A 22,192-nucleotide genomic window follows, 5' to 3' on the forward strand; every position below is an offset into this window, starting at 1 on the left:
GCTCAGCCGACGTTGATCTCGGCCGCCGAGGTGTACGGATTGCCGTTTACCTCGCTGAGCGCGCGAAGCCGGATGTAGTGCGCGCCGACCGGGGTGAAGCAGGCCTTCTGTTCCGCGGAGGTGTTGGTCCAGGTTCCGGTGGCGACCGGGTTGCCCCAGGTGGCGCCGTCCTTGCTGGTGTACACCTCGTACGTGGCGATGCGGCCGTTGGCGCCGTCCTGGCGTGGCAGGTAGTACAGGCAGGACACGGTGTTGTCGCCGCCGAGGTCGAGCTGGATCTCGTGCGGCATCGGTGCGACCGTGCCGGACCACTGGGTGTGCCAGTAGGTGCCCGGGTCGCCGTCGAGGACGTTGGTGGCCGGGGCGTTCTCGCCGGAGGTCTCCTGACTGTCCGCGTGGACCACCGACATCTTCGACTGCGGGAGCCGAAACGGCCCGATGATCCGCTCGTCGGTGACGGTCTGCGACCGGCCGCCCCGGACGAAGCGCACGGTGGCGATGAGCGGGTTCACCTGACCGGGGGAGGCAGAGGCGGTGACGTGCCAGGTGTACGTGGCCGATTTCCCGCCGGGTATCCGTACGGGGCCGGCGACCGCGCTGGGCGGGCCGACGGTCCAGCCGTCGGGCGCCGCGAGCGCGGCGGTCACCTTGGTGGCCGGGGGTGCGCCGGCAGGCATGCTGACGGTCGCGGTCGCGGTGAAGGACTGGCCGCCCGCCACCGACCCGGGCACCTGGAGGGCGACCGAGGGCTGGTGCGCGGAGGGCATGGCGTACCGCGTCTTGTCGTAGCGGGGGCTGTCGTTCTGCCCGACGGCCAGTGAGGAGGCGTAGCTGCCGTACTTGGTGAGCTCGACCTTGCCCAGGCCGCCGGTGCTCCCGTCGAGGTTCCACACGGCGATGGCGATCCGGTTGTTCCCGTTCGGGTCGAGCACCCCGTTGGGAATCGGGAAACTGTGCTGCGGGCCCAGGTAGTTGACGTAGTTGCCCATGTGCCAGCCGTTGACGTAGATCTCGGCGCGGTACTTGCGGGACGGATCGTCGGTGAGGGTGAGGCCGAGCGAGGTGTCCTGGCCCTTGGGCAGGTGCAGGTTCGCGTCGGTGGTGTACCAGGAGACGCCGGGGGTGGTGTCGCTGGCGGGCAGGGTGGTCGGCTTCCACTGGTCGGTCGGGTAGCCGGGCAGCATCCAGCCGGCGCGCTCGCCGTACAGACCGCCGGTGGCCAGCGGGCCGCGCACGGTGTCGACCGGGGTCTCCCCGCCGCGTACGCCCTGCAGCCGCCAGGTGATGGTGCTCGGTGCGTCCCCGACCAGAGTGGCGCCGGTCAGCCCGCGGACGGTACTGGGGTCGGACCGTCCCCAGTTCTCGTCATGTCCCATGTTCACGGTGAGGACGGAGATAACGTTGTCGCCCCCGTTCTTGAGGGTGCCCGGCGGGAAGGTGTAGGTCTTCGGGCCGTCGGCGGTGGAGCTGCCGAGGAAGGTGCCGTTGAGCCACACGGAGGAGGCCGCCGCCGCGCCGCTGCTCCGGGTGGACAGGGTGACGCCGGTCGTCCCGTCGTCTCCGGTGAACCGGCCGCGGTACCAGGTGGATCCCGTGTGGAAGCCGTAGTCGTCGGCGGACAGCACCGGAAGGGTGGCCGGAGTGGTGATCTTCGACGTGGTTCTGTCGGCCACCTGCCAGGACGAGTTGTTGAAGCCGGGCTGCGATTCCGGCGACTCCTGGGTGTGCTTCCAGCCGGTGAGCGCGGGCACAGAGACATCGGCGGCGGTGGGGAGCGTGGCGGTGAGGCTGCCGTCCTTCCCGACGCCGGTGTGGACCTTCCGGCCGTTCCAGGTGAGGGAGTTGGCCGTGGACCAGACCTCGACGGAGCCGTCGCTGCCGATGTCGCCGTTGAGGGCGAGGGTTCCTGCCTCGCGCGAGGCGCCGCGCAGCAGGTGGGTACCGCGGACCAGGACCGGGCCGGCCGCGGTGTCCTGCCGCCAGAACGTCTTGGCGGTCGCGGTGTCGGCGAGCAGCAGCTGGAGCGGGCGGCCGCCGCCGCTGATCTGGACCCGGGTCAGGCCGGTGTGCCGGTAGTCGAGCCGCAGATCGCCGGTGTCCGCGTCCCAGGTGGAGGTGACGCTGCCGCCGGTGGAGGTGACGGTGGGCTTCGTGTCGTAGTGCAGGACCGTCTCGCCGTCCGAGTCGTGGTCGCCGTAGAGGACCGCGACCTCGCGCCCGCCGATGGTGGCGTTCGTCATGATCTGAGAGGTGGAGTAGCGCATCAGGTTGTTGCTGCCGAGGTCGTAGTTCGCGACGACGATCGAGGACTCACGGCCGTTCAGGGTCAGGGACGTGCCGGACTGCTGCGGGACGGTGTACGTGTGCGCACCGAGGTCGAGCTTCAGATGCGCGCTGTCGGTGCTCGTCGCGGTGGAGTCGGTGTGCCGCAGCACGTGGAACTGCGTACCGGTGTCCGGATTGGCCCGAGCGGTGTCCAGCACCTTGGGATTGTCGGTCGGGACCGCGGGCAGCGCGTCGGTCTTGGTGAGCGGGGCGACGGCCTGGGTGAAGTAGCCGATCAGCTTGTCCTGGTCGTACTTCGGGTCGAGCTGGCGCGTCTCGCGGATCGCGGCGCCGTAGTCGTACGACGTGTAGTGGCTCATCATGCCCAGCCAGCCCCAGTTGGTGCCGCCGTAGGTCATGTAGAGGTTCTGCATGGTCGCGCCGACCGCGAGGTTCTGCTTGTAGAACACGTCGGCGAACTTGTCGTTGACCAGCTGCGCGCACTTGTCGTAGCCGGGGCCGCCCCACCAGTCGAACGCGCCGCCCTGGAACTCCGCGGTCACCAGCGGCTTTCCGGCCGGGTGGTCGTAACTGATGTCCGGCACGCCCTCCCAGTGCGACGGGTTGGAGCAGTCGAAGCCCAGCGGATAGGAATCGACCGCGTCCACGTCCAGGGCGCCCGTACCGGAGTTGAACGTGCCGTTGTTGTTGCCGACCAGCGGCACGCTGATGCCGTCCGCCCTGGCCTTGTCCTCCAGGTGCTTCATGTACGCGCGGTCGCCGGGTCCGCTGTCGTAGAACTCGTTCTCGACCTGGTACTGGATCACCGTGCCGGTGCCGTTGGTGAGTTGGTGGCGGGCGATGATGCGGTCGATCTTCGTCATCCACTCGTCGGAGTACTTCAGCCACTTCGGGTCGGTGGTACGGGTCTCGTCGACCTTGTTGTGCAGCCAGGCGGGGAATCCGCCGCCGTCCACCTCGGCGTTGATGTACGGGCCGGGACGGGCGATCACGTAGATGCCGAGCTGGTCCGCCATGTCCAGCAGCTTGTCCACGTCACGCACGCCGGTGAAGTCGTAGACCCCGGGCGCGGACGAGTGGTAGCCCCAGTCGAAGTACAGCGACACCGCGTTGAAGCCGGCCGCCTTCATCTTCTGCAGCACGTCGAACCACTCGCCCTGGCTGGGCAGCCGGAAGTAGTGGAACTCACCGGCCCACAGATAGGTCCGCTTGCCGTCGATCAGATACGAGTAACGGTCGTACGTCACCGAATGCGCCGCACCCGCAGGGCTCGCGGACCGGCCGGTCGGGGCCGCCGTGGGCTGCGACGCCGCCGTCGTACCCGCGGCCACGCTCAGGCCGCCGAGCAGGGCGACGGCCGTACCGGTTGCCAGACAGCGGTGCAGGAGCCGGCGTCTTATACCTCTCGAGCTCATGGGAACCTCCACTAGATGGGTCACAACACGGTGAAGCGCCCCTGCTTGGGTGCCGCGGAATCAGGAGCGATCAGAGTTCGTCGACGCGGTACGTGGGAAAGGCGACGAAAGAGAGCCGAACGCTGAGGCGTACGCCGGCGAGACGCCGGTGGCGAACAACGCGCCCTGCTCCGTGAGCAGTTACGGCGAGGATGCGTTGATCGACGCACCCGGCCGCGTCGATCCGTGGATCATCCGCATGTGCACGCTCCCGTCGTCGCCGCGGGCCTGCGGCCCTACACCCTCAGGGGATGAGTGGTCCGCGGCACATGAGATGGACTCGTCGCGCGCAAATTGAAGCGCAGATCCGCACTGATCTCAATACTTTCCAACAGATTCGCTCACGGGCGGGGTATGCCTTCCCGTTGCCGCCTCTTCGGATGTGAGGTGCTGCTCGCTCGTCGGAACGCCCGGGGATCCCGGCCAACAGCCCTGCGGACGTGCATGTTTGGCCAGAGGTGAGGTCTGCCATACTTCGGGATTCCGAGACGGCGGCAGACTGGGGCCGAATGTGAAGCAGAGTGGACTCCCCCTTCAACAGCGCGTACCGACCGAGCGGTCCCAGCTCCGCCGCAAGGAGCTCATCGTCATCGGCCGGAGACTGTTCGCCGACACGGCTTACGACGTGCTGTCGATGGATGACATCGCCCAGCACGCGGGAGTCGCGAAAGGGCTCATCTACTACTACTTCAAGAGCAAACGCGGCTACTACTTCGCCATCGTCGAGGATTCGGTGGCCGATCTGGTGGCCCGCGCGGCCGGCGGCACCGACCTTCCCCGCGCCGACCGCGTGCACCGCACCATCGAGGGCTATCTGCTCTATGCCCAGCACAACAAGGCGGCCTTCCGCACCATCGTGACCGGGGGAGTCGGCTTCGACACCCAGGTGCAGGCGCTGCGCGGCGCGGTGCGCGAGGAGCTGATCGCCACCATCGCGGAGGGTGCGTACGGGCACCGGAACATCCCGCCGCTGGCCAGGCTGGCGCTGCTGGGCTGGCTCAACGCGGTGGAGGGAATCGCGCTCGACTGGCTGGGGCAGCCGGACATGGTCCGGGAGACGGTCCGTGAACTGCTGGTCAGGATGTTGCGCAACACCCTCGACACCATTGGCGAGTTCGTCCCCGAGTGCCCCTCGCCGCCACCCGCGGAGTGACGGGCCGCGCACGGCGTGAGCGGAAGGGGGGTGGGGAGCCGTCGGGCTCCCCACCCCCTCGTTCTGCGTGAGCGGTGTCAGCTGATGGCGTGGATCAGCTCACCGTTGGAGGTGTCACCGCTGAGCTCCCAGAGGAAGGTCCCGCCGAGGCCCTGCTGGTTCTTGTAGGCCATCTTCCCGGCGATGGTGGCCGGGGTGTCGTAGCTCCACCAGTTCGAGCCGCACCTGGCGTACGCGGTACCGGCGACGGTGCTGGTGGCGGGGCAGGTGTTCTTGAGGACCTTGTAGTCCTCGATGCCCTGTTCGTACGTGCCGGGGGCCGGTCCGGTGGCCGTGCCGCCGGGGGCGTCCTGGGTGACGCCGGTCCAGCCGCGGCCGTAGAAGCCGATGCCGAGCAGCAGCTTGTCCGCCGGGACGCCGAGGCCCTTGAGCTTGGTGATGGTGGCGTCGGTGTTGAAGCCCTCCTTCGGGATGCCGGTGTAGGAGGTGAGCGGGGAGTGCGGGGCCGTGGGGCCCTGGGCGTCCCAGGCTCCGAAGTAGTCGTACGTCATCGGGTTGTACCAGTCGACGTACTGCGCGGCGCCCGCGTAGTCGGCGGCGTCCATCTTGCCGCCGTCCGAGGCGTCAGCGGTGATGGCCGCGGTGACCAGGCTGGACGAGCCGAACTTGGCGCGCAGGGCGGCCATCACGTTCTTGAAGGCGGCTGCCCCGCTGGTGTCGCAGGTGAGACCGCAGGCGTTGGGGTACTCCCAGTCGATGTCGATGCCGTCGAAGACATCGGCCCACCGCGAGTCCTTGACCAGGTTGTAGCAGGACTGTGCGAAGCCGGCCGGGTCCTGGGCTGCCTGTGCGAAGCCGCCGGACCAGGTCCAGCCGCCGAAGGACCAGATGATCTTGAGGTTCGGATGCAGCTTCTTGAGTTCGCGCAACTGGTTGAAGTTGCCCGCGACGGGCTGGTCCCAGGTGTCGGCGGTGCCGTCCACGCTGGAGGACGCGTCGTAGGTCTTCTGGTAGTCGGCGTAGGCGTCGCCGATCGCGCACTTGCCGCCGGTCACATTGCCGAAGGCGTAGTTGATGTGCGTGAGCTTGTCGGCCGAGCCCGAGGTCTGGATGTTCTTGACCTGGTAGTTGCGCTGGTAGACGTCCCAGTCGGCGAAGTATCCGACGACCTTGCTGCCTGTGGCTACCTTGCTGCCCGCGGGGGCCTTGGCGGCGACCGGTGCGGTGTTCTCGCCGGCCGACGCACTGCCGGCGCCCGCGAGCAGGGTGAAGCCGAGAGCCGCCGTACAGGTGGCGGCGAGAAGGGCCCGGAACCGGGCCCGTGGATGGAATCGTCCGAACATGCTGTCTCCTCGTGGGGGAGGGGAACGGAAGGTGGGGGAACTGAGCGGTAGCGCCGTTTTGGCATGAACGCGAAAAGCCGCTAGGGGGAAGGTAGAAGGACTAGACCAGTGAGGTCAATGGTTCGGACCAATCTGGCCCCCGTGACGGAAGTCCGCCGATCGGGCATACTCAAGCCGCCACAGCCTCTGGTCAGCCCCTTCCGCGATCCGGGAGGGCAGCATCGGCCGAAGGTGAGACCCGGCGGCGTCGCCACACCCTGGCCGCGCGTACGCCGCAGTGCCCGACAGGGAGGAGAGCGTCGCCATGTCCGACCGCGCCCCGCAGTTGGTGGACCGGCAGTTGCCCACCGAGGAGTCCCGAGACCTGATCGCGCTGGTGCGCGACATCGTCCAGCGGGAGATCGCGCCCGGTGCGGCGGCCGAGGAGGAAGCCGGCCGGTTCCCGCGTGAGATCTTCACGCTGCTCTCCGAAGCCGGGCTGCTCGGCCTCCCTTACGACTCCGCCCACGGCGGTGGTGACCAGCCGTACGAGGTCTACCTCCAGGTCCTCGAAGAGCTGGCTTCGGCGCGGCTGACGATCGGTCTGGGTGTCAGCGTCCACTCCCTCGCCTGCCACGCGCTTGCCGGGTACGGCACCAAGGAGCAGCAGGCCGCCCAGCTGCCCGCGATGCTCGGCGGCGGGCTCCTCGGTGCGTACTGCCTCTCCGAGCCCGCATCCGGTTCCGACGCCGCCTCGCTGCGGACGAAGGCCGTGCGCGAGGGCGACGAATGGATCATCACCGGGACCAAGGCGTGGATCACCCACGGCGGAATCGCGGACTTCTACACGGTCCTGGCGCGTACCGGCGGAGACGGGGCCCGGGGCATCTCGGCCTTCCTGGTGCCGGGTGATGCCGACGGACTGGACGCCGCGGTTCCCGAGAAGAAGATGGGGATGAAGGGCTCGCCCACCGCCCAACTGCACTTCGACGGGGTCCGGGTGTCCGATGCGCGGCGGATCGGCGAGGAGGGCCAGGGCTTCGCCATCGCGCTGTCCGCGCTCGACTCCGGGCGGCTCGGCATCGCCGCCTGCGCCATCGGCGTCGCCCAGGCGGCACTGGACGAGGCGGTCGAGTACGCGACCGGGAGACGGCAGTTCGGCCGCCCCATCGCGGACTTCCAGGGCCTGCGCTTCATGCTCGCCGACATGGCCACGCAGATCGAGGCGGGCCGCGCGCTCTACCTCGCCGCGGCCCGGCTGAGGGACGCCGGGCGTCCCTTCTCCCGGCAGGCCGCCATGGCCAAACTCTTCTGTACGGACGCGGCGATGCGGGTCACCACCGACGCCGTTCAGGTGCTCGGCGGCTACGGGTACACGGCGGACTTCCCGGTCGAGCGGTTCATGCGGGAAGCCAAGGTGCTGCAGATCGTCGAGGGCACCAATCAGATCCAGCGGATGGTCATCGCCCGCCATCTCGCGGGTCCGGAGTCGCACTGAACTGCCCCGGCCGCACACCGGCCGCGGTCAGGCGTGCCCATTCCTGGTCCCGGCGGCCCGGCAGGGTCCTGCCCGCGCGCCCCCACTGGCTGACCAGCGCCTGGTAGATGGGCGCGTCCACGACCTGCGGAAGCGATTCTTCAGGCGCGGCTGCGACGAGCCGGCGCCGTCCTGCCCCGGCCCCGTAGTGCAGAAGAGTCATGCCGGGTCAACGGGGGACGGCGGCGCCGGGTCACCGCCCGCCCGCGTCGGGCGTCTGTTCGCGCGGTGAGGGTGCGCGACGGAGCGACCCGTCCGCCCTCGCGCGATCCGGCGCCCACGCCCGCGCCGGTGATTCCGGTGGCGGTCCGGGTATGGCCGCCCGCACGCTTTCTGACGTACCGTCATCTCCCCTGCCGCCAGGAGGATGCCGTGACCGACGACCGTCCGGTAGCGCTCGACGAATACCCCGTCCACCAGGTGCCGTTGTCGATGAAGCATGTCGCGACGGGCGACCGCAACGCCTACGACCGGTGCATCTTCCACGTCTTCGACCATCACGGCACGGCGCTCCTGATCGTGGGCCTCGGCGTCTACCCCAACACGGGTGTGATCGACGCCTATGCCACGCTGCGCAGCGGCGACCGGCTCCTCGCGGTGCGCGCGTCGGACGCCCTCACCGACGACCGGACGAACCTCGCCGTGGGCCCGCTGCGCATCACGGTCGACACCCCGCTGCGCCGGCTGTCCCTGCACTGCGACGCCGATCCCGCCGACCCGGACTCGCTCTCGTTCGACATCGAGTGGACCGCCGACTTCCCCGCCGTCTGGGAGCCGCACCACGTCCAGCGGCGCGGCGAGCGGCTGATGCTCGAAGGCCGCCGCTTCGTCCAGGCGGGCAGCTGTACCGGGACCGTACGGGCCGGTGGTACGGAGATCCGGCTCGCGGCGGGGGAGTGGACGGGCACCCGCGACCGGAGCTGGGGCGTGCGGCCCATCCCCGGCGAGGAGGGCGGGCGTGCCGCCGCCGAGCAGCGCCCCGAAGGCTTCCACTGGATCTGGGCCCCGGTCCGGTTCGAGGACAGATTCATGATGGTCATCGCCCAGGAGGACGCCGACGGCTACCGCACCCTGAGCGAGGCACTGCTCGTACGGAACGGCCGGCGCGACGTCCAACTCGGCTGGCCACAGGCCGACATCGGCTACCGGCCGGGCACCCGCCACCCCGAACGCGCTGTCATCCATCTCACCGGCCCCGGCCGCGAACCACTGGAACTGGGCGTCGAGATCCTCTGCTCCTCGCCGCTGGCGCTCGGTGCGGGCTACCCGCCGGCCACCGACTGGCAGCACGGCACCTGGCAGGGGCGCGGCTGGACCGACCGGCGCGCCTACGACCTGAGCGACCCGTCGGCCCACCCGGCGGCGGCCTTCGGCGTCACCGATCACGCCGCGCGTTTCACCCTCGACGGGCAGGTGGGCCACGGCATCTTCGAGCACGGCAGCTTCGGCCGCCACGACCCCAGCGGATTCACCGGATACGAATCGGTCGCGCCCTGAGCGGAGCCGCGGCACCCGTCCCCGAGCGAGGAGCACCGCCATGACCACGGCACCACGCCCCCGCACCACCACCCGCGATCCGCAGGACCTGGGCCGCAGGATCACCCGGTGGCTCGACGCCCGGCTGCCGGGCGTCCGGGTCACGGACCTCTCCACGCCCGCTTCCAACGGCATGTCGAGCGAGACGCTGCTCTTCACCGTCGACCACCCGGCGGCGCCGGTCCGCGCCTGCGCGCTGCGCCTGGCCGCCGACCCGGCCGCGTACACGGTCTTCCCCGCCTACGACATGGAGCGTCAGTACCGGGTGATGCGCCTGGTCGCCGAGCACACCGGCGTCCCGGTGCCGCGGGCGCTCTGGCTCGAAACGGATCCGGGCCCGCTGGGTGCGCCGTTCTTCGTGATGGAGCAGGCACAGGGCCGGGTCCCTCCCGACGTCATGCCCTACACGTACGAGGGGAACTGGCTGCACTCCGCCACGGACGCCGACCGGGCAGCCCTGGAGGAGGCGACGCTGGGCGTCCTGTCCGGGCTGCACGGGCAGTTCCCCGCGGCGGAGGCGGAGTTCCTGCTCCCGGACGGCACCGGCAGCCCGCTGCGCCGGCACGTACAGGAGCAACGGGCCTACTACGCCTGGGTGGTGGACGGGCTGCCCCGCTCACCGCTGATCGAGAGCGCCTTCGACCGCCTGGAGTCGCTGTGGCCGCTGGACGAGGGCCCGGCGGTGCTCTGCTGGGGAGACGCCCGGATCGGCAACATCATGTACGACGGCTTCGCGCCCGCCGCCGTGCTCGACTGGGAAATGGCGGCATACGGCCCGTGCGAGCTGGACCTCGGCTGGACCGTCTATCTGCACCGCTTCTTCCAGGACCTGACCGAGGGGACGGGACAGCGCGGACTGCCGGACTTCCTGTGCCGGGAGAACATCGAGCGGCGCTATGCCGAACTCACCGGCCACACACCGCGCGACATGGAGTTCCATCTGCTCTACGCGGCCCTGCGGCACGCGATCGTGATGCTGCGGATCGCCTACCGCCAGGTGTACTTCGGTGAGGTCCGGGTCCCGGAGGACCCGGATGGGCTGATCCTGCACCGCGCCTCTCTGGACGCCCTGGTGCGGGGAACGTACGACTGGTCAGGCGGCTTCGCGGCCCAGCCGCGGGACCCTGACGGGACGTGAGCCGGGACCGCCGACATGCGAGAAGGGCTGCTTGCGCCAGTCGAGGCCCTGGGGGAGCGTCAACAGCAGTGCGGTGTCCTGCTCCTGGGCATCCAGGGAGTCGTCGGCGGGCACGGCCTCCGAGGCCGCGCGGCCGGTTCCCGCGCACACGGTGAGTCCGAACGGATTCCAGGGGCTGGCGCACAGCGCGTGCTCCGGCAGGACGTCCTCGTCCGCGAGCAGTGCGATCGGCTGGGCACAGTCAGGGCAGATCACCCGGTACATCTCACAGGTGTCGTAGGCGTCGGAGCCGACACCGTCCTCGATGGCGGCGAGCTCGGCGGGCTCGATGGAATCAACGCTTTTAAGCTTCTGCATGGAGAATCTCCCCCTCGGGTGGGCCGACCAGAAACTGTGGTCTCGACCACAGCAAGCACTTCCCGCCCCGTCCGCGCGGTAATCGCGCGTTCCCCGCAGACACGGCTCCAGGCCTGTGGTCTTCGTCACATGGCTGCCGCAGTTCCCCCTTACCGGCCGCTCCGGCTGTGCCTGGAGTGACCTGGGGCCATAGGTTGATCCGTATGGAGGAGCTGGATCGCCGGATCGTGGAGTTGCTCGTCAAGGACGGGCGGATGAGTTACACCGACCTGGGCAAGGCCACGGGCCTGTCCACATCGGCGGTGCACCAGCGTGTACGCAGGCTGGAGCAGCGCGGTGTCATCCGCGGGTACGCCGCGGTCGTCGACCCCGAGGCGGTGGGGCTGCCGCTCACCGCGTTCATCTCGGTGAAGCCCTTCGACCCCAGCGCCCCCGACGACATCGCCGAACGGCTCGCCGGGGTCCCGGAGATCGAGGCGTGCCACAGCGTCGCGGGTGACGAGAACTACATCCTCAAGGTGCGTGTCCCCACCCCGCTGGCGTTGGAGAACCTCCTGACCAGGATCCGGTCACTGGCCGGAGTCTCGACCCGTACGACCGTCGTCCTGTCCACCCCGTACGAAGCCCGGCCACCGCAGATCTGACGCGTTCCCCGCCTGCTCCCGGTCCCTGATCCACGCCGTACCGGCCCCCCCTGCGCCGGGCACCGGCCCGCAGGCGGGAGACTGTTCCCATGAGTGAGAGCACCGCCCCCCAGGCCGAACACCGCACCGTACTGCTGCGCGGTGGAGACATCCACAGCCCCGCCGACCCCTTCGCCACCGCAATGGTCGTGGAACGCGGGCACGTCGCCTGGGTGGGCTCCGAAGGGGCGGCGGACGCCTTCGCGAAGGGGGTCGACGAGGTCGTCGACCTCGAAGGCGCCCTGGTCACCCCGGCGTTCACCGATGCGCATGTGCACACCACGGCCACCGGTCTCGCCCTCACCGGCCTCGACCTGTCGGCCGCCCGCACACCGGGCGAGGCGCTCGCGCTCGTACGCGCCCACGCGGCGGACCGCCCCGGCGACCGGGTGCTGCTCGGCCACGGCTGGGACGCGGCGCGGTGGCCCGGCGAGCAGCCGCTGTCGCGCGCGGAACTCGACGAGGCGACAGGCGGCCGGCCGGTCTATCTGCCGCGCGTCGACGTCCACTCGGCCGTGGCCTCCACCGCCATGCTCGATCTGGTGCCCCGGATCACCTCGATGGCCGGATACCACCCGGACGCCCCGCTCACCGGCGCCGAGCACCACGCCGTCCGCGCCGCCGCCTACGCGGAGATCACCCCGCAGCAGCGCACGGAGGCGCAGCGCGCCGCCCGCCGGAGGGCGGCCTCCCTCGGCATCGGCGCGCTCCACGAGTGCGGTGGTCCCGACATCTCCGACGAGGAGGACTTCACCGGCCTGCTCCGGCTCGCCGAACAGGAGCAGGGGCCCCGGGTCTTCGGCTACTGGGCCGACCGGGTCGCCGACGCCAAGGACGCCCGGCGCATCAGGGAACTCGGCGCGATCGGTGCGGCGGGCGACCTCTTCGTCGACGGCTCCCTGGGCTCGCACACCGCCTGCCTGCACGAACCGTACGCGGACGCCGCCCACACCGGCACCGCCCACCTGGACGCCACCGACATCGCCGCGCATGTCACCGCCTGCACCGAGGAAGGGCTCCAGGCGGGCTTCCACGCCATCGGTGACGCCGCGGTGTCCGCGGTCGTCGACGGGGTCCGGGCCGCCGCTGAAAAGCTCGGTACGGCCCGGGTGCGCGCCGCCCGGCACCGTGTCGAGCACGCCGAGATGCTCACCCCCGAAACGATCGCCGCCTTCGCCGAGCTGGGGCTGACCGCCTCCGTGCAGCCGGCCTTCGACGCGGCCTGGGGCGGCCCGGACGGGATGTACGCACAGCGCCTGGGCGCCGAACGGGCCGGCACCCTCAACCCGTTCGCGGCCATGCTGCGCGCCGGGGTCCCCCTGGCCTTCGGCTCCGACAGCCCCGTCACCCCGCTCGACCCCTGGGGTACGGTGCGCGCCGCGGCCTTCCACCGGACCCCGGACCACCGGATCTCCGTACGGGCCGCGTTCACCGCCCACACCCGGGGCGGCTGGCGGTCCATCGGCCGGGACGACGCGGGGGTTCTGGCGCCCGGCGCCCCCGCCGACTACGCGGTCTGGCGTACCGCGGACCTGGTGGTGCAGGCCCCCGACGACCGGGTGGCCCGCTGGTCGACCGACCCGCGCTCCGGTACCCCCGGACTGCCGGACCTCACCCCCGGAGCCGAACTCCCGGTCTGTCTGCGGACGGTGGTCCTCGGACGAACGGTCTACGTGAGGCCGAACGAATGACATCCGGGCATTTCTTGCCGCCGATCGATGCGCCGAGGGCTCTCCCGTCACCTGCGGATCTTCGGCACTGACCTGCTGATTCGTCAGAACACCGCAGGTCGGACGACTGTTGACAGAAAGCGGCCACCGGCGGGTAGGTTCGGCCGAGTCCACCACAGGACGTCCGACCGGGAAACCTCCACGCAGTCGTCGAACGCCGCTGGGTCATGGGGCGGCGCGCCGGCAGGTGCGCCGCCACCGGGAGCCAGGTTCAGCGCCCGCGCCTCGGGGGCGAGGGAGATTCCGCCCGGCCGGAAGGTGTGACCCGGGTGGGGCCCGGACGTTCAGTAGACAACGGCTCTCGGTCGACCCGCAGCCAGCGGGCCCCAGGTCGGCCCGAAGGACACCGGGCCCCGATCCGAAGTTCCTTCCCTCCTGCGGCAGTCCGACCGACCGAGTCGGCTGCAATTCGCTGCCCGCGCGGTCGATAGGGTGATGTCTCTGCGTTGGGACACAGTGAGGGGCAGTAGTGAACGACGGCGGTGAGCGGCGTTTCGGTCCGCTCGGCAAGGCCTTGGTCATCATTCCGACCTACAACGAGGCCGAGAACATCAAGCCGATCGTTGCCCGGGTGCGCGCCGCGGTGCCGGAGGCGGACATTCTGGTCGCCGACGACAACAGCCCGGACGGCACCGGAAAGATCGTGGACGAGATCGCCACGGAGGACCACCAGGTCCACGTGCTGCACCGGCAGGGCAAGGAAGGTCTCGGCGCCGCGTATCTCGCAGGCTTCCGCTGGGGCATCGAGCACGAGTACGGCGTTCTGGTGGAGATGGACGCGGACGGTTCGCACCAGCCCGAGGAACTGCCCCGGCTGCTCACCGCGTTGAAGGGCGCCGACCTGGTGCTCGGCTCCCGGTGGATGCCCGGCGGACGTGTCGTCAACTGGCCCAAGTCCCGCGAGATGCTCTCCCGCGGCGGCAGCACGTACTCGCGGCTGCTTCTGGGCGTACCGATCCGCGACGTCACCGGCGGTTTCCGCGCCTTCCGCAAGGAGACCCTCGAAGAGCTGGGACTCGATGAGGTGTCCTCCCAGGGGTACTGCTTCCAGGTGGACCTCGCCCGCCGCGCCGTCGAGGCGGGCTGCCACGTGGTGGAAGTTCCGATCACTTTCGTCGAGCGAGAGATCGGCGACTCCAAGATGAGCCGTGACATCGTCGTCGAGGCGCTGTGGCGGGTGACGGCCTGGGGCGTCGGCTCCCGGGCCGGCCGTCTGCTGGGACGGCAGCCTTCCTGAACCCCTCCGTCCGCCGCCCGCGCGTGCCGCCAGGCACACTGGGAGCATGACGACCGGCACACAGCCCCCGACTGCTTCCAGGCGCTCCCGCGCGCGCACCTACGTACCGCTGGGCATCGCTGCCTGGCTGGTACTCGAAATCTGGCTGCTGATCCTGGTGGCCGGCGCGGCGGGCGGACTCACGGTGCTCTTCCTGCTGGTCGGCGGCGTCGTGCTCGGCGCCGCCGTCATCAAGCGGGCGGGGCGCCGGGCCTTCCGCAATCTGACCGAGACGCTTCAGCAGCAGCAGTCGGGGGCGGAGCCCGCCAAGGACCGGGGAAGCGACGGGAACGGCTTCCTGATGCTCGCCGGCCTGCTGATCATGCTGCCCGGACCCATCACCGACGTGGTGGGGCTGGTGCTGCTCGTACCGCCGGTGCGTTCACTGCTGAGCCGGTACGCGGAGCGCTCCCTGGAGCGCCGGATGAACAAGGCGGCGCCCGGCACCCTCGGGGGCGCCTTCCAGCAGGCCCGGATGCACCGTCCGGACGGCAAGGTCGTCCAGGGCGAAGTCATCCACGACCACGAGCCGGAGCCCCGCAAGGACGACGGTCCGCGCCCGCCGCTCACCCCGTGACCTGCCCGTCGTAGCGACGAAAACCGTGGCCCGCCCCGCCGTACCGGCGGAAGCGGGCCACGCGTACAACACGGAGAGCCACGGGCTCCGGCACACCCTGAAGTGTGCCGGAGCCCGTGGCTCTTGTCCGTGCTGTAGCAGTACGCGAAACGCCTGGGCGTTACGCGGACTTGCGGCTGTCCCGCGGATGCACAGCAATGTTCATGGCGCCGGAGCGGAGAACGGCCAGCCTCTCGGCCAGCACCTCCTCCAACTCCTCGCGGGTGCGCCGCTCCATGAGCATGTCCCAGTGTGTGCGCGCAGGCTTGCCCTTCTTCTCCTCAGGGCCGTCCCCGTCTACCAGGAGTGCTTGGGCGCCGCACGCCTTGCACTCCCACTCCGGCGGAATGTCCGCCTCTACAGAGAACGGCATCTCAAAGCGATGTCCGTTCTCGCATGCGTACTCCACCGCCTGGCGCGGGGCCAGGTCGATGCCGCGGTCGGTCTCGTAGCTGGTCACCACGAGGCGCGTACCGCGAAGAGCTCGCTCACTCATGAATCGTGCCTCCCGGGCTTGTCGCCCACAGGACAGGTGTCGCTGTCGTCGTCATCCGGTCAACGTCCGGTCGGCGGTAAAGATTCCCGTTGCGGGTCATGCGTCGCCCGTCGTGCCGCCCCTTGTTGTACCCACCAGTGCCCTGTTTGTCACATCTGGTCAAAGACGTCACCCTGCGTTTTCGATTGATGATCACGCAGTAACGGTCCGCCTGGTAAGTCAAAGGCGTACACTACCGGCCTTTGACTTCAATGCCTAAACCCGGTCCGGTACCGCGTTTCCCGCCGCTGTCACGGCCTCCCTCACAGGTACCCGCGCCAGCAGGAAGAAACCCAGTACGAAGAAGATCAGCAATGAGATGATCGCCACCCGGTAACTGCCGGTCAGCTGGTACGCGAGCCCGAACACCAGAGGTCCCAGCCAGCTCAGTCCGCGGTCGCTCATCTCGTACGCCGAGAAGTACTCGGCCTCCTTGCCCGGCGGCACCAGGTGCGAGAACAGCGAGCGGGACAGCGCCTGGCTCCCGCCGAGCACCGTCCCGATCGCCGCGGCCAGCAGGAAGAACCAGACCGGTGCGCCTCGGGGCAGGAAGTACCCCGCCCCGAGGATCAGCGTCCAGACGGCGAGCGAGCCCAGGACGGTGTGCTTGGCGCCGTACGTCCTGGCCAGCCGGCCCATGCCCAGGGCGCCCGCCACGGCCAGCACCTGCACCAGCAGGATGGCCGTGATCAGCGTGGTCTGGCTGAGGCCCAGCTCCTCGGATCCGTACACGGAGGCCTGCGAGATCACCGTCTGGATGCCGTCGTTGTAGACCAGGTACGCGAGCAGGAACGACAGCGTCAGCGGATATCTGCGCATGTCCCGGAGCGTCGCCGTCAGCTGCCGCCACCCGGCGCCGACCGTGGCGCGCCCGCCGCCCGTGGTCGCCGTCCGGTCACGCAGCCGGCGCAGCGGCACGAGGGTGAACGCGCCCCACCAGACCCCGGCCGATGCCAGACAGATCCGTACGGCGGTGGACTCCGGGATCCCGAAGTGGGCGTGACCCGAATACAGCACCAGGTCCAGGACGAGGACGAAGGCGCCGGAGGTGTATCCGAAGGCCCAGCCCCGCGAGGAGACCGCGTCGCGCTCGTCCGGTTCGGCTATCTGCGGGAGGAAGGCGTTGTAGAGCACCATCGACACGGCCAGCGAGGAGTTGGCCACGATCAGCAGCAGCGCGCCCAGCAGATAGCGGTGGCCGTCCAGGAAGAACATTCCGGCCGTGGCGGTGGCGCCGATGTACGCGGCCGTCGCGAGCAGCGGCTTCTTGCGCCCGGTACGGTCCGCGACGGCGCCCGCCAGCGGCATCAGCACCACGGCGACGACGACGGACACCGAAACCGTGTAGGGGAAGACCGAACCGGCCCGCAGGGGGACGCCCAGCGGATGGACGTATCCGTCGGCGTCCGCAGCCGCCTTGGCGACCGACGTCAGGTACGGGCCGAGGAAGACGGTGAGCACACTCGTCGAGTAGACCGAACACGCGAAGTCGTAGAAGTACCAGCCGTGCTGCTCGCGTCTGCGGTCGGCCGCTCCAGCCGTGCGTACCGCGGTATCAGCGCTCAACCCGCGCCCCCTGATCGTCAGTTCCACGCCCCCCGCTCGGTCAGAACCGTGCGCAGTGACTCGAGATGATCGGTCATGATGCCATCCACGCCGAGGTCGAGGAGGGCCGCCATCCGCGCCGGATCGTTGACCGTCCAGACGTGCACCTGGAGGCCGCGGGCGTGGGCGGCCCGTACGAAGCGGCGGTCGACCACCCGGATCCGGCCCTGGTACTCGGGGACCTGGGCGCACACGGCGCTCGCGCGCGGGGCGGCCGGGATCCCGTACGAGCGCAGTCGCAGCGCCAGGACGCCGCTCACCCCGTACGAGGTGGCGAGGCGGGGGCCCGCGAGACGGCGTGCCCGGGTCACCCGGCGCTCGGAGAAGGAGCCCACGCACACCCGGTCCCAGGCGTCGGCCCGGCGGATCAGCTCGATCAGCGGGGCCAGCGCCCGCTCGGCCTTGACGTCGACGTTCCAGCGGGCTTCCGGGAACTCCTCCAGCAGGTCCGCGAACAGCGGCAGGGGTTCGCTGCCCGCCACCCGTGCCCGGCGCACCTCGCTCCAGGGGAGTTCGGCGATCCGGCCCCGTGCGTCCGTGACCCGGTCCAGCGTCGCGTCGTGAAAGGCGACCAGCCGGCCGTCCGAGGTGGTGTGCACGTCGGTCTCGAAGTAGCGGTAGCCGGTGCGGGCCGCCCGCCCGAAGGCGGCGGCGGTGTTCTCCAGGCCGTCCGCCGAGCCGCCGCGGTGGGCGAACGGGATCGGGCCCTCGTGGTCCAGATAGGGGTGTCGGGTGCGAGTCACTCCGGCAGTATCACCCGCTCCGGGACGCGCGCCGCTGCCGGACCGGTGTCGTCGCCGGGGGGCGGGGCGGTGAACATCCGCAGGAAGACCTGGGCGAGCGGTCCGATCGCCAGGGCGTACGCGACCGTGCCCACGCCGACCGTCCCGCCCAGCGCGAAGCCGGTGGCGACGACCGCGATCTCAAGGGCCGTGCGCACGATCCGGATCGAGCGCCCGGTGAGCCGGTGCAGCCCGGTCATCAGGCCGTCCCGCGGGCCGGGGCCGAAGCGGGCGGAGATGTAGAGACCGGTGGCCGCGCCGTTGAGCAGGATCCCGGCCGCCATCAGCGGGACCCGGCCGAAGAGGCCGTGCACGTCCGGGACCAGGGCCAGTACACCGTCCATGGCGATGCCGACGACGAAGACATTGGAGACGGTGCCGAGCCCCGGCCGCTGCCTGAGCGGGATCCACACCAGCAGGACGACCGCGCCGACGGCGATGGAGACGGTGCCGATCGACAGGCCGGTCAGCTCCGCCAGGCCCTGGTGCAGCACGCCCCAGGGCTCCAGACCGAGGCCCGCCCGGACCAGCAGGGCCGAACTCGCGCCGTACAACGCCAGGCCGACGTACAGCTGAACCAGTCGAAATATCAGATTCCTGGACAAAATTTCCCCCGAGTGGTGGTGGTAGTGGACTGATGCATGACACTCTGTGGCGTGGAATTGAGAGCCAACCATGGCCAATTCCAGGAAGGTGGACTGGATTCCATGGCGCAGTGGACTTCGGCGGTGGGTGCGGCTCAGCTCGCCCGTCAGCTCAGCACCCAGCAGTCCCGGCCCGCCGGGCCGGGCACCCGCAGGCCCCCCGCCTACCGGGCACTCGCCGACGGCGTCCGGCTGCTGGTCCTCGAAGGCCGGGTCCCGGTGGCCGCGCGGCTGCCCGCGGAGCGGGAGCTGGCGGTGGCCCTGGCGGTCAGCCGTACGACCGTGGCCGCGGCGTACGAGGCGCTGCGCACCGAGGGCTTCCTGGAATCCCGCAGGGGCGCGGGCAGCTGGACCGCGGTTCCGGCCGGCAACCCGCTGCCCGCCCGGGGCCTCGAACCACTGCCGCCCGAGGCCCTCGGCTCGATGATCGACCTGGGCACCGCCGCGCTCCCGGCCCCCGAGCCCTGGCTCACCCGCGCGGTCCAGGGCGCGCTGGGTGAGCTGGCGCCGTACGCGCACACCCACGGCGACTACCCGGCAGGCCTGCCCGCGCTGCGGCAGAAGCTCGCCGACCGCTACACCGGGTGCGGCATCCCGACGATGCCCGAGCAGATCATGGTGACCACCGGCGCGATGGGGGCCATGGACGCCATCTGCCACCTCTTCGCCGGGCGCGGTGAACGCATCGCCGTCGAATCGCCGTCGTACGCCAACATCCTCCAGCTCATGCGCGAGGCCGGTGCGCGGCTGGTCCCCGTCGCGATGGCGGAAGGGCTGAGCGGCTGGGACCTGCCCCGGTGGCGGCAGGTGCTGCGCGACGCCGCTCCCCGGCTCGCCTACGTCGTGGCGGACTTCCACAACCCCACCGGCGCGCTGGCCGACGAGGACCAGCGGCGCGGGCTGGTGGACGCCGCACGCTCGGCGGGGACCGTCCTGGTCGTCGACGAGACCATGACCGAACTGCGCCTGGACGAGGACACCGAGATGCCGCGCCCGGTCTGCGCCTTCGACCCGGCGGGCAGCACGGTGCTGACCGTGGGATCGGCGAGCAAGGCGTTCTGGGCGGGCATGCGCATCGGCTGGGTGCGGGCCGCGCCGGACGTGATCCGCAGCCTGGTGTCGGCGCGCGCCTACGCCGACCTGGGCACCCCGGTGCTGGAACAACTCGCCATCAACTGGCTGATGAGCACCGGGGGATGGGAGGAAGCCGTCGGGATCCGCCGCACTCAGGCCAGGGAGAACCGCGACGCGCTGGTCGCCGCGGTGCGCAGGGAACTGCCCGGCTGGGAGTTCGAGGTCCCGCACGGCGGGCTGACGCTCTGGGTGCGGACGGGCGGGCTGTCGGGCTCGCGGCTCGCCGAGGTCGGCGAGCGGGTGGGCGTCCGGGTTCCCTCGGGGCCCCGTTTCGGGGTGGACGGGGCCTTCGAGGGGTACGTCCGGCTGCCGTTCACGGTCGGCGGTCCGGTGGCCGAGGAGGCGGCGCAGCGGCTGGCGGCTGCCGCGCGGCTGGTCGAGACGGGCGCGGGCACCGGCGCCGACACCCCGCGGACCTTCGTGGCCTGACCCCCGGTCAGTTCTCGGCCGCCACCGGATCCGCCGCCTCCATCGGCCGGGGCTCGGCCTCCACCGGACCGGGGACCGCGTCCACCGGAGCGGGCGTCGCCCCGGCCACGCCCTGGCGGCCGGGCAGCAGGTCCAGTACGGCCTTGCGGTGCGCCTCGCTGGTCGCGTCGTCGTACGGGTCGGGGGTGGCCGGCACCTGGAGCCGCAGTACGGACCCGGAGCCCAGCCGTGCGTAGCCCCGGCCCGGCGGGGTTCCGGGGGCCGGTGTGGTGTGCGGCGGGGCCCCGAGCACGGCCTCGATCTGCGTGTGGGTCGCGGAGCCGAGCACCACACGGGCACGGGTGTGCCGGTGGACGGTCTCGGTGAGTGCGTCCAGGGTGTCGAACTGCTCGGCCACGACGACCGTGACCCCGGCCGCCCGGCCGTGCCGCAGGGGGACCTGCAGCAGTTCCTGGGGGTCGGTCCGGCCGTCGGCCGCGGCCAGATGCCCGAGGACGCCGGGCCGGTCGAACAGGATCCACAGCGGGCGCCGGGTGTCGGCGGGCGCGGGATGCCCGGACTGCCTCGCGCGGTTCGCGGCGATCAGTCGGCGCTCGGTCTCGTGCGCCGCCCACTCCAGGGTGGCCAGGGCGCCCGCCAGCCCGCATTCGACGGCGAGAACTCCCGTACGTCCGGTGAGGCAGGCGTACTCGCCCGTGCCGCTGCCCTCGATGACGACCACGTCGCCGTACCGGAGGGTCTGGAGTGCGATGGAGCGCAGCAGGGTGGTGGTTCCGCTGCCCGGCTCGCCCACGACCAGTAGATGGGGCTCCGTCGAACGGCCTCCGGTCCGCCAGACGACCGGCGGCGCGTCACTTCTCTCCTCGCCCGACCGGACCGGCACGGTGCGCTGCACCGAGCCCGCGTCCGTGAAACCCAGCACCGTCTCGCCGGGGGAGGTGACGAAGGGCTGCGCCGCGATCGAGGTGGACAGGGCGGGCAGCACGCTCATCGCGAGCCGGTTGCCCTCCTCGTCCCAGTCGAAGTGGTACTCGCGTCCGCGACCGGACTTGGCGTGCAGCAACTGCTCGATCCGGGTGCGGGACGCGGCTTCCCCATCGGTGAAGTGCGCCGGGTACCTGACGTGCAGCGCGGTGAGCCGCCCGTCGTCGTCGAACGCGTAGTCACTGAACACGGCGTCCCACTCGCCCCCGTGGGCGAAGAGCGGAGCCGGGTCGTCCGGTACCGAGAAGTACGGCACCAGGGCCTCGTACAGCGCCTGGAGCCTGGCGGTCTCCGCCTCGTCGGGCCCGGTCTTCACCGCTGCCCGCTCGTGCCCCTTCCAGGCAGCCGCGGCCATCACCGTGATCAGGGCGAGCAGCGGCCCGTACGGGATGAGCGCGACCACCAGGACGCAGGCCGCCACCAGGAACAGCACGGGACCGCGCCGGTCCTTGGGCGTCGCGGCCCACCGTCGGCGCCCCGTCGAGGCCAGCCTGCGCAGGCCGCGCCCGATGGTGATCAGCGGATGGAGGACATCGGTGGCACTGTCGGCGGCCGTCCGCGCGATCTCGCGGCTGCGGGTGATCGATGCGCTGCTGCTGCTCAGAATGCGGGGGAGCGGTCGCCGGGCCACATCTGTCTCCTGGGTCGATGAGAGCGGTTACTGAGGGTCAGAACTTGATTCCGCCCAGCATGCTGGCGAGGCTTGCGCCGCCTGCCGTGATGCTCGGGGCGATGGCCGTCCCGGCGAGATAGAAGCCGAAGAGGGCGCAGACGAGTCCGTGGGACGCCTTGAGTCCGTCCTTCCGGAAGAAGAGGAAGACGATGATTCCGAGCAGTACCACGCCGGACATGGAAAGGATCATGAGTGTTCTCCTGGTTGGGGGGACAGTCACCATGAGTTCTTCCAGATTCACAGAAAGTATCTATGCGATAAAAGGTGCAAATGGGTGAATTATCCTCATTTTCACTGGACTGGCGTACATCGACTTGC

The 22,192-nt window shown here is 70.5% G+C and carries 18 protein-coding genes; 9 read left to right on the forward strand and 9 right to left on the reverse strand.

Features of this window, described 5'->3' with window-relative positions:
- Positions 1 to 2: 2 nt before the first annotated feature.
- Positions 3 to 3,701: a beta-galactosidase gene (locus tag NBY69_RS36115; RefSeq protein ID WP_250306514.1), complete on the reverse strand. Its 3,699-nt coding sequence runs from the start codon at positions 3,699 to 3,701 to the stop codon at positions 3 to 5.
- Between the two features lie 550 nt (positions 3,702 to 4,251).
- Between NBY69_RS36115 and NBY69_RS36120 the strand changes: the two genes are divergently transcribed.
- Entirely contained in the window at positions 4,252 to 4,893 is a 642-nt protein-coding gene (locus tag NBY69_RS36120) for a TetR/AcrR family transcriptional regulator (protein WP_250306515.1), read from the forward strand.
- 77 nt (positions 4,894 to 4,970) lie between these two features.
- Here the strand turns inward: NBY69_RS36120 and NBY69_RS36125 are convergent, their stop codons facing one another.
- On the reverse strand, positions 4,971 to 6,236 hold the full coding sequence (locus NBY69_RS36125; protein ID WP_250306516.1) for a glycoside hydrolase family 18 protein: 1,266 nt from the start codon (positions 6,234 to 6,236) through the stop codon (positions 4,971 to 4,973).
- Positions 6,237 to 6,540: 304 nt separating this feature from the next.
- Here NBY69_RS36125 and NBY69_RS36130 point away from each other — a divergent pair, with 304 nt between their 5' ends.
- From NBY69_RS36130 to NBY69_RS36140, 3 genes are all read left to right on the forward strand, one after another.
- On the forward strand, positions 6,541 to 7,713 hold the full coding sequence (locus NBY69_RS36130) for an acyl-CoA dehydrogenase family protein (protein WP_250306517.1): 1,173 nt from the start codon (positions 6,541 to 6,543) through the stop codon (positions 7,711 to 7,713).
- Between the two features lie 411 nt (positions 7,714 to 8,124).
- Entirely contained in the window at positions 8,125 to 9,249 is a 1,125-nt protein-coding gene (locus tag NBY69_RS36135; RefSeq protein ID WP_250306518.1) for a hypothetical protein, read from the forward strand.
- Between the two features lie 40 nt (positions 9,250 to 9,289).
- Entirely contained in the window at positions 9,290 to 10,426 is a 1,137-nt protein-coding gene (locus NBY69_RS36140; protein WP_250306519.1) for a phosphotransferase family protein, read from the forward strand.
- Here the strand turns inward: NBY69_RS36140 and NBY69_RS36145 are convergent.
- On the reverse strand, positions 10,382 to 10,783 hold the full coding sequence (locus NBY69_RS36145) for a hypothetical protein (RefSeq protein ID WP_250306520.1): 402 nt from the start codon (positions 10,781 to 10,783) through the stop codon (positions 10,382 to 10,384). The genes NBY69_RS36140 and NBY69_RS36145 overlap by 45 nt on opposite strands.
- A 203-nt stretch (positions 10,784 to 10,986) precedes the next feature.
- Between NBY69_RS36145 and NBY69_RS36150 the strand changes: the two genes are divergently transcribed.
- The 4 genes from NBY69_RS36150 to fxsA all read left to right on the forward strand — a co-directional run bounded on the left by NBY69_RS36150 (position 10,987) and on the right by fxsA (position 15,049).
- Positions 10,987 to 11,427, forward strand: a complete 441-nt coding sequence (locus tag NBY69_RS36150; RefSeq protein WP_250306521.1) for an Lrp/AsnC family transcriptional regulator — start codon at positions 10,987 to 10,989, stop codon at positions 11,425 to 11,427.
- 89 nt (positions 11,428 to 11,516) lie between these two features.
- Positions 11,517 to 13,157: an amidohydrolase gene (locus tag NBY69_RS36155; protein ID WP_250306522.1), complete on the forward strand. Its 1,641-nt coding sequence runs from the start codon at positions 11,517 to 11,519 to the stop codon at positions 13,155 to 13,157.
- A gap of 508 nt (positions 13,158 to 13,665) precedes the next feature.
- The gene (locus NBY69_RS36160) at positions 13,666 to 14,433 is read left to right on the forward strand and encodes a polyprenol monophosphomannose synthase (protein WP_250306523.1); all 768 of its coding nucleotides are present in this window, start codon (positions 13,666 to 13,668) and stop codon (positions 14,431 to 14,433) included.
- Between the two features lie 46 nt (positions 14,434 to 14,479).
- On the forward strand, positions 14,480 to 15,049 hold the full coding sequence (fxsA, locus tag NBY69_RS36165) for an FxsA family membrane protein (protein WP_250306524.1): 570 nt from the start codon (positions 14,480 to 14,482) through the stop codon (positions 15,047 to 15,049).
- 160 nt (positions 15,050 to 15,209) lie between these two features.
- Here the strand turns inward: fxsA and NBY69_RS36170 are convergent, their stop codons facing one another.
- From NBY69_RS36170 to NBY69_RS36185, 4 genes are all read right to left on the reverse strand, one after another.
- On the reverse strand, positions 15,210 to 15,584 hold the full coding sequence (locus NBY69_RS36170) for an RNA polymerase-binding protein RbpA (protein WP_161311542.1): 375 nt from the start codon (positions 15,582 to 15,584) through the stop codon (positions 15,210 to 15,212).
- A 255-nt stretch (positions 15,585 to 15,839) separates the two neighbouring features.
- Positions 15,840 to 17,189 carry an MFS transporter gene (locus NBY69_RS36175; protein ID WP_250306525.1) on the reverse strand — a complete coding sequence of 450 codons (1,350 nt, stop codon included), beginning with the start codon at positions 17,187 to 17,189 and terminating at the stop codon, positions 15,840 to 15,842.
- A 17-nt stretch (positions 17,190 to 17,206) separates the two neighbouring features.
- Positions 17,207 to 17,971, reverse strand: coding sequence for a glycerophosphodiester phosphodiesterase (locus tag NBY69_RS36180; protein ID WP_250306526.1), 765 nt, complete (start codon positions 17,969 to 17,971; stop codon positions 17,207 to 17,209).
- Positions 17,968 to 18,591, reverse strand: coding sequence for a YitT family protein (locus tag NBY69_RS36185; RefSeq protein WP_250306555.1), 624 nt, complete (start codon positions 18,589 to 18,591; stop codon positions 17,968 to 17,970). The genes NBY69_RS36180 and NBY69_RS36185 overlap by 4 nt, the downstream gene beginning before the upstream one ends.
- A 126-nt stretch (positions 18,592 to 18,717) precedes the next feature.
- Between NBY69_RS36185 and NBY69_RS36190 the strand changes: the two genes are divergently transcribed.
- The gene (locus NBY69_RS36190) at positions 18,718 to 20,217 is read left to right on the forward strand and encodes a PLP-dependent aminotransferase family protein (protein ID WP_250306527.1); all 1,500 of its coding nucleotides are present in this window, start codon (positions 18,718 to 18,720) and stop codon (positions 20,215 to 20,217) included.
- A gap of 7 nt (positions 20,218 to 20,224) precedes the next feature.
- Here NBY69_RS36190 and NBY69_RS36195 read toward each other — a convergent pair whose 3' ends face one another.
- Both NBY69_RS36195 and NBY69_RS36200 read right to left on the reverse strand, forming a co-directional pair.
- Positions 20,225 to 21,832 carry an ATP-binding protein gene (locus NBY69_RS36195; protein ID WP_250306528.1) on the reverse strand — a complete coding sequence of 536 codons (1,608 nt, stop codon included), beginning with the start codon at positions 21,830 to 21,832 and terminating at the stop codon, positions 20,225 to 20,227.
- A gap of 37 nt (positions 21,833 to 21,869) precedes the next feature.
- On the reverse strand, positions 21,870 to 22,064 hold the full coding sequence (locus NBY69_RS36200) for a hypothetical protein (RefSeq protein WP_250306529.1): 195 nt from the start codon (positions 22,062 to 22,064) through the stop codon (positions 21,870 to 21,872).
- Positions 22,065 to 22,192: the final 128 nt, after the last annotated feature.

The organism is Streptomyces sp. A 4/2 (assembly GCF_940670765.1).
Classification (GTDB): domain Bacteria; phylum Actinomycetota; class Actinomycetes; order Streptomycetales; family Streptomycetaceae; genus Streptomyces.

Bases quoted from the DNA above. Each gene is read 5' to 3' on its own strand.
- NBY69_RS36200 (WP_250306529.1), bottom strand. From the start codon at position 22,064: ATGATCCTTTCCATGTCCGGCGTGGTACTGCTCGGAATCATCGTCTTC.
- NBY69_RS36125 (WP_250306516.1), bottom strand. From the start codon at position 6,236: ATGTTCGGACGATTCCATCCACGGGCCCGGTTCCGGGCCCTTCTCGCC.
- NBY69_RS36155 (WP_250306522.1), top strand. From the start codon at position 11,517: ATGAGTGAGAGCACCGCCCCCCAGGCCGAACACCGCACCGTACTGCTG.
- fxsA (WP_250306524.1), top strand. From the start codon at position 14,480: ATGACGACCGGCACACAGCCCCCGACTGCTTCCAGGCGCTCCCGCGCG.
- NBY69_RS36140 (WP_250306519.1), top strand. From the start codon at position 9,290: ATGACCACGGCACCACGCCCCCGCACCACCACCCGCGATCCGCAGGAC.
- NBY69_RS36115 (WP_250306514.1), bottom strand. From the start codon at position 3,701: ATGAGCTCGAGAGGTATAAGACGCCGGCTCCTGCACCGCTGTCTGGCA.
- NBY69_RS36190 (WP_250306527.1), top strand. From the start codon at position 18,718: ATGGCGCAGTGGACTTCGGCGGTGGGTGCGGCTCAGCTCGCCCGTCAG.
- NBY69_RS36130 (WP_250306517.1), top strand. From the start codon at position 6,541: ATGTCCGACCGCGCCCCGCAGTTGGTGGACCGGCAGTTGCCCACCGAG.
- NBY69_RS36170 (WP_161311542.1), bottom strand. From the start codon at position 15,584: ATGAGTGAGCGAGCTCTTCGCGGTACGCGCCTCGTGGTGACCAGCTAC.
- NBY69_RS36145 (WP_250306520.1), bottom strand. From the start codon at position 10,783: ATGCAGAAGCTTAAAAGCGTTGATTCCATCGAGCCCGCCGAGCTCGCC.
- NBY69_RS36150 (WP_250306521.1), top strand. From the start codon at position 10,987: ATGGAGGAGCTGGATCGCCGGATCGTGGAGTTGCTCGTCAAGGACGGG.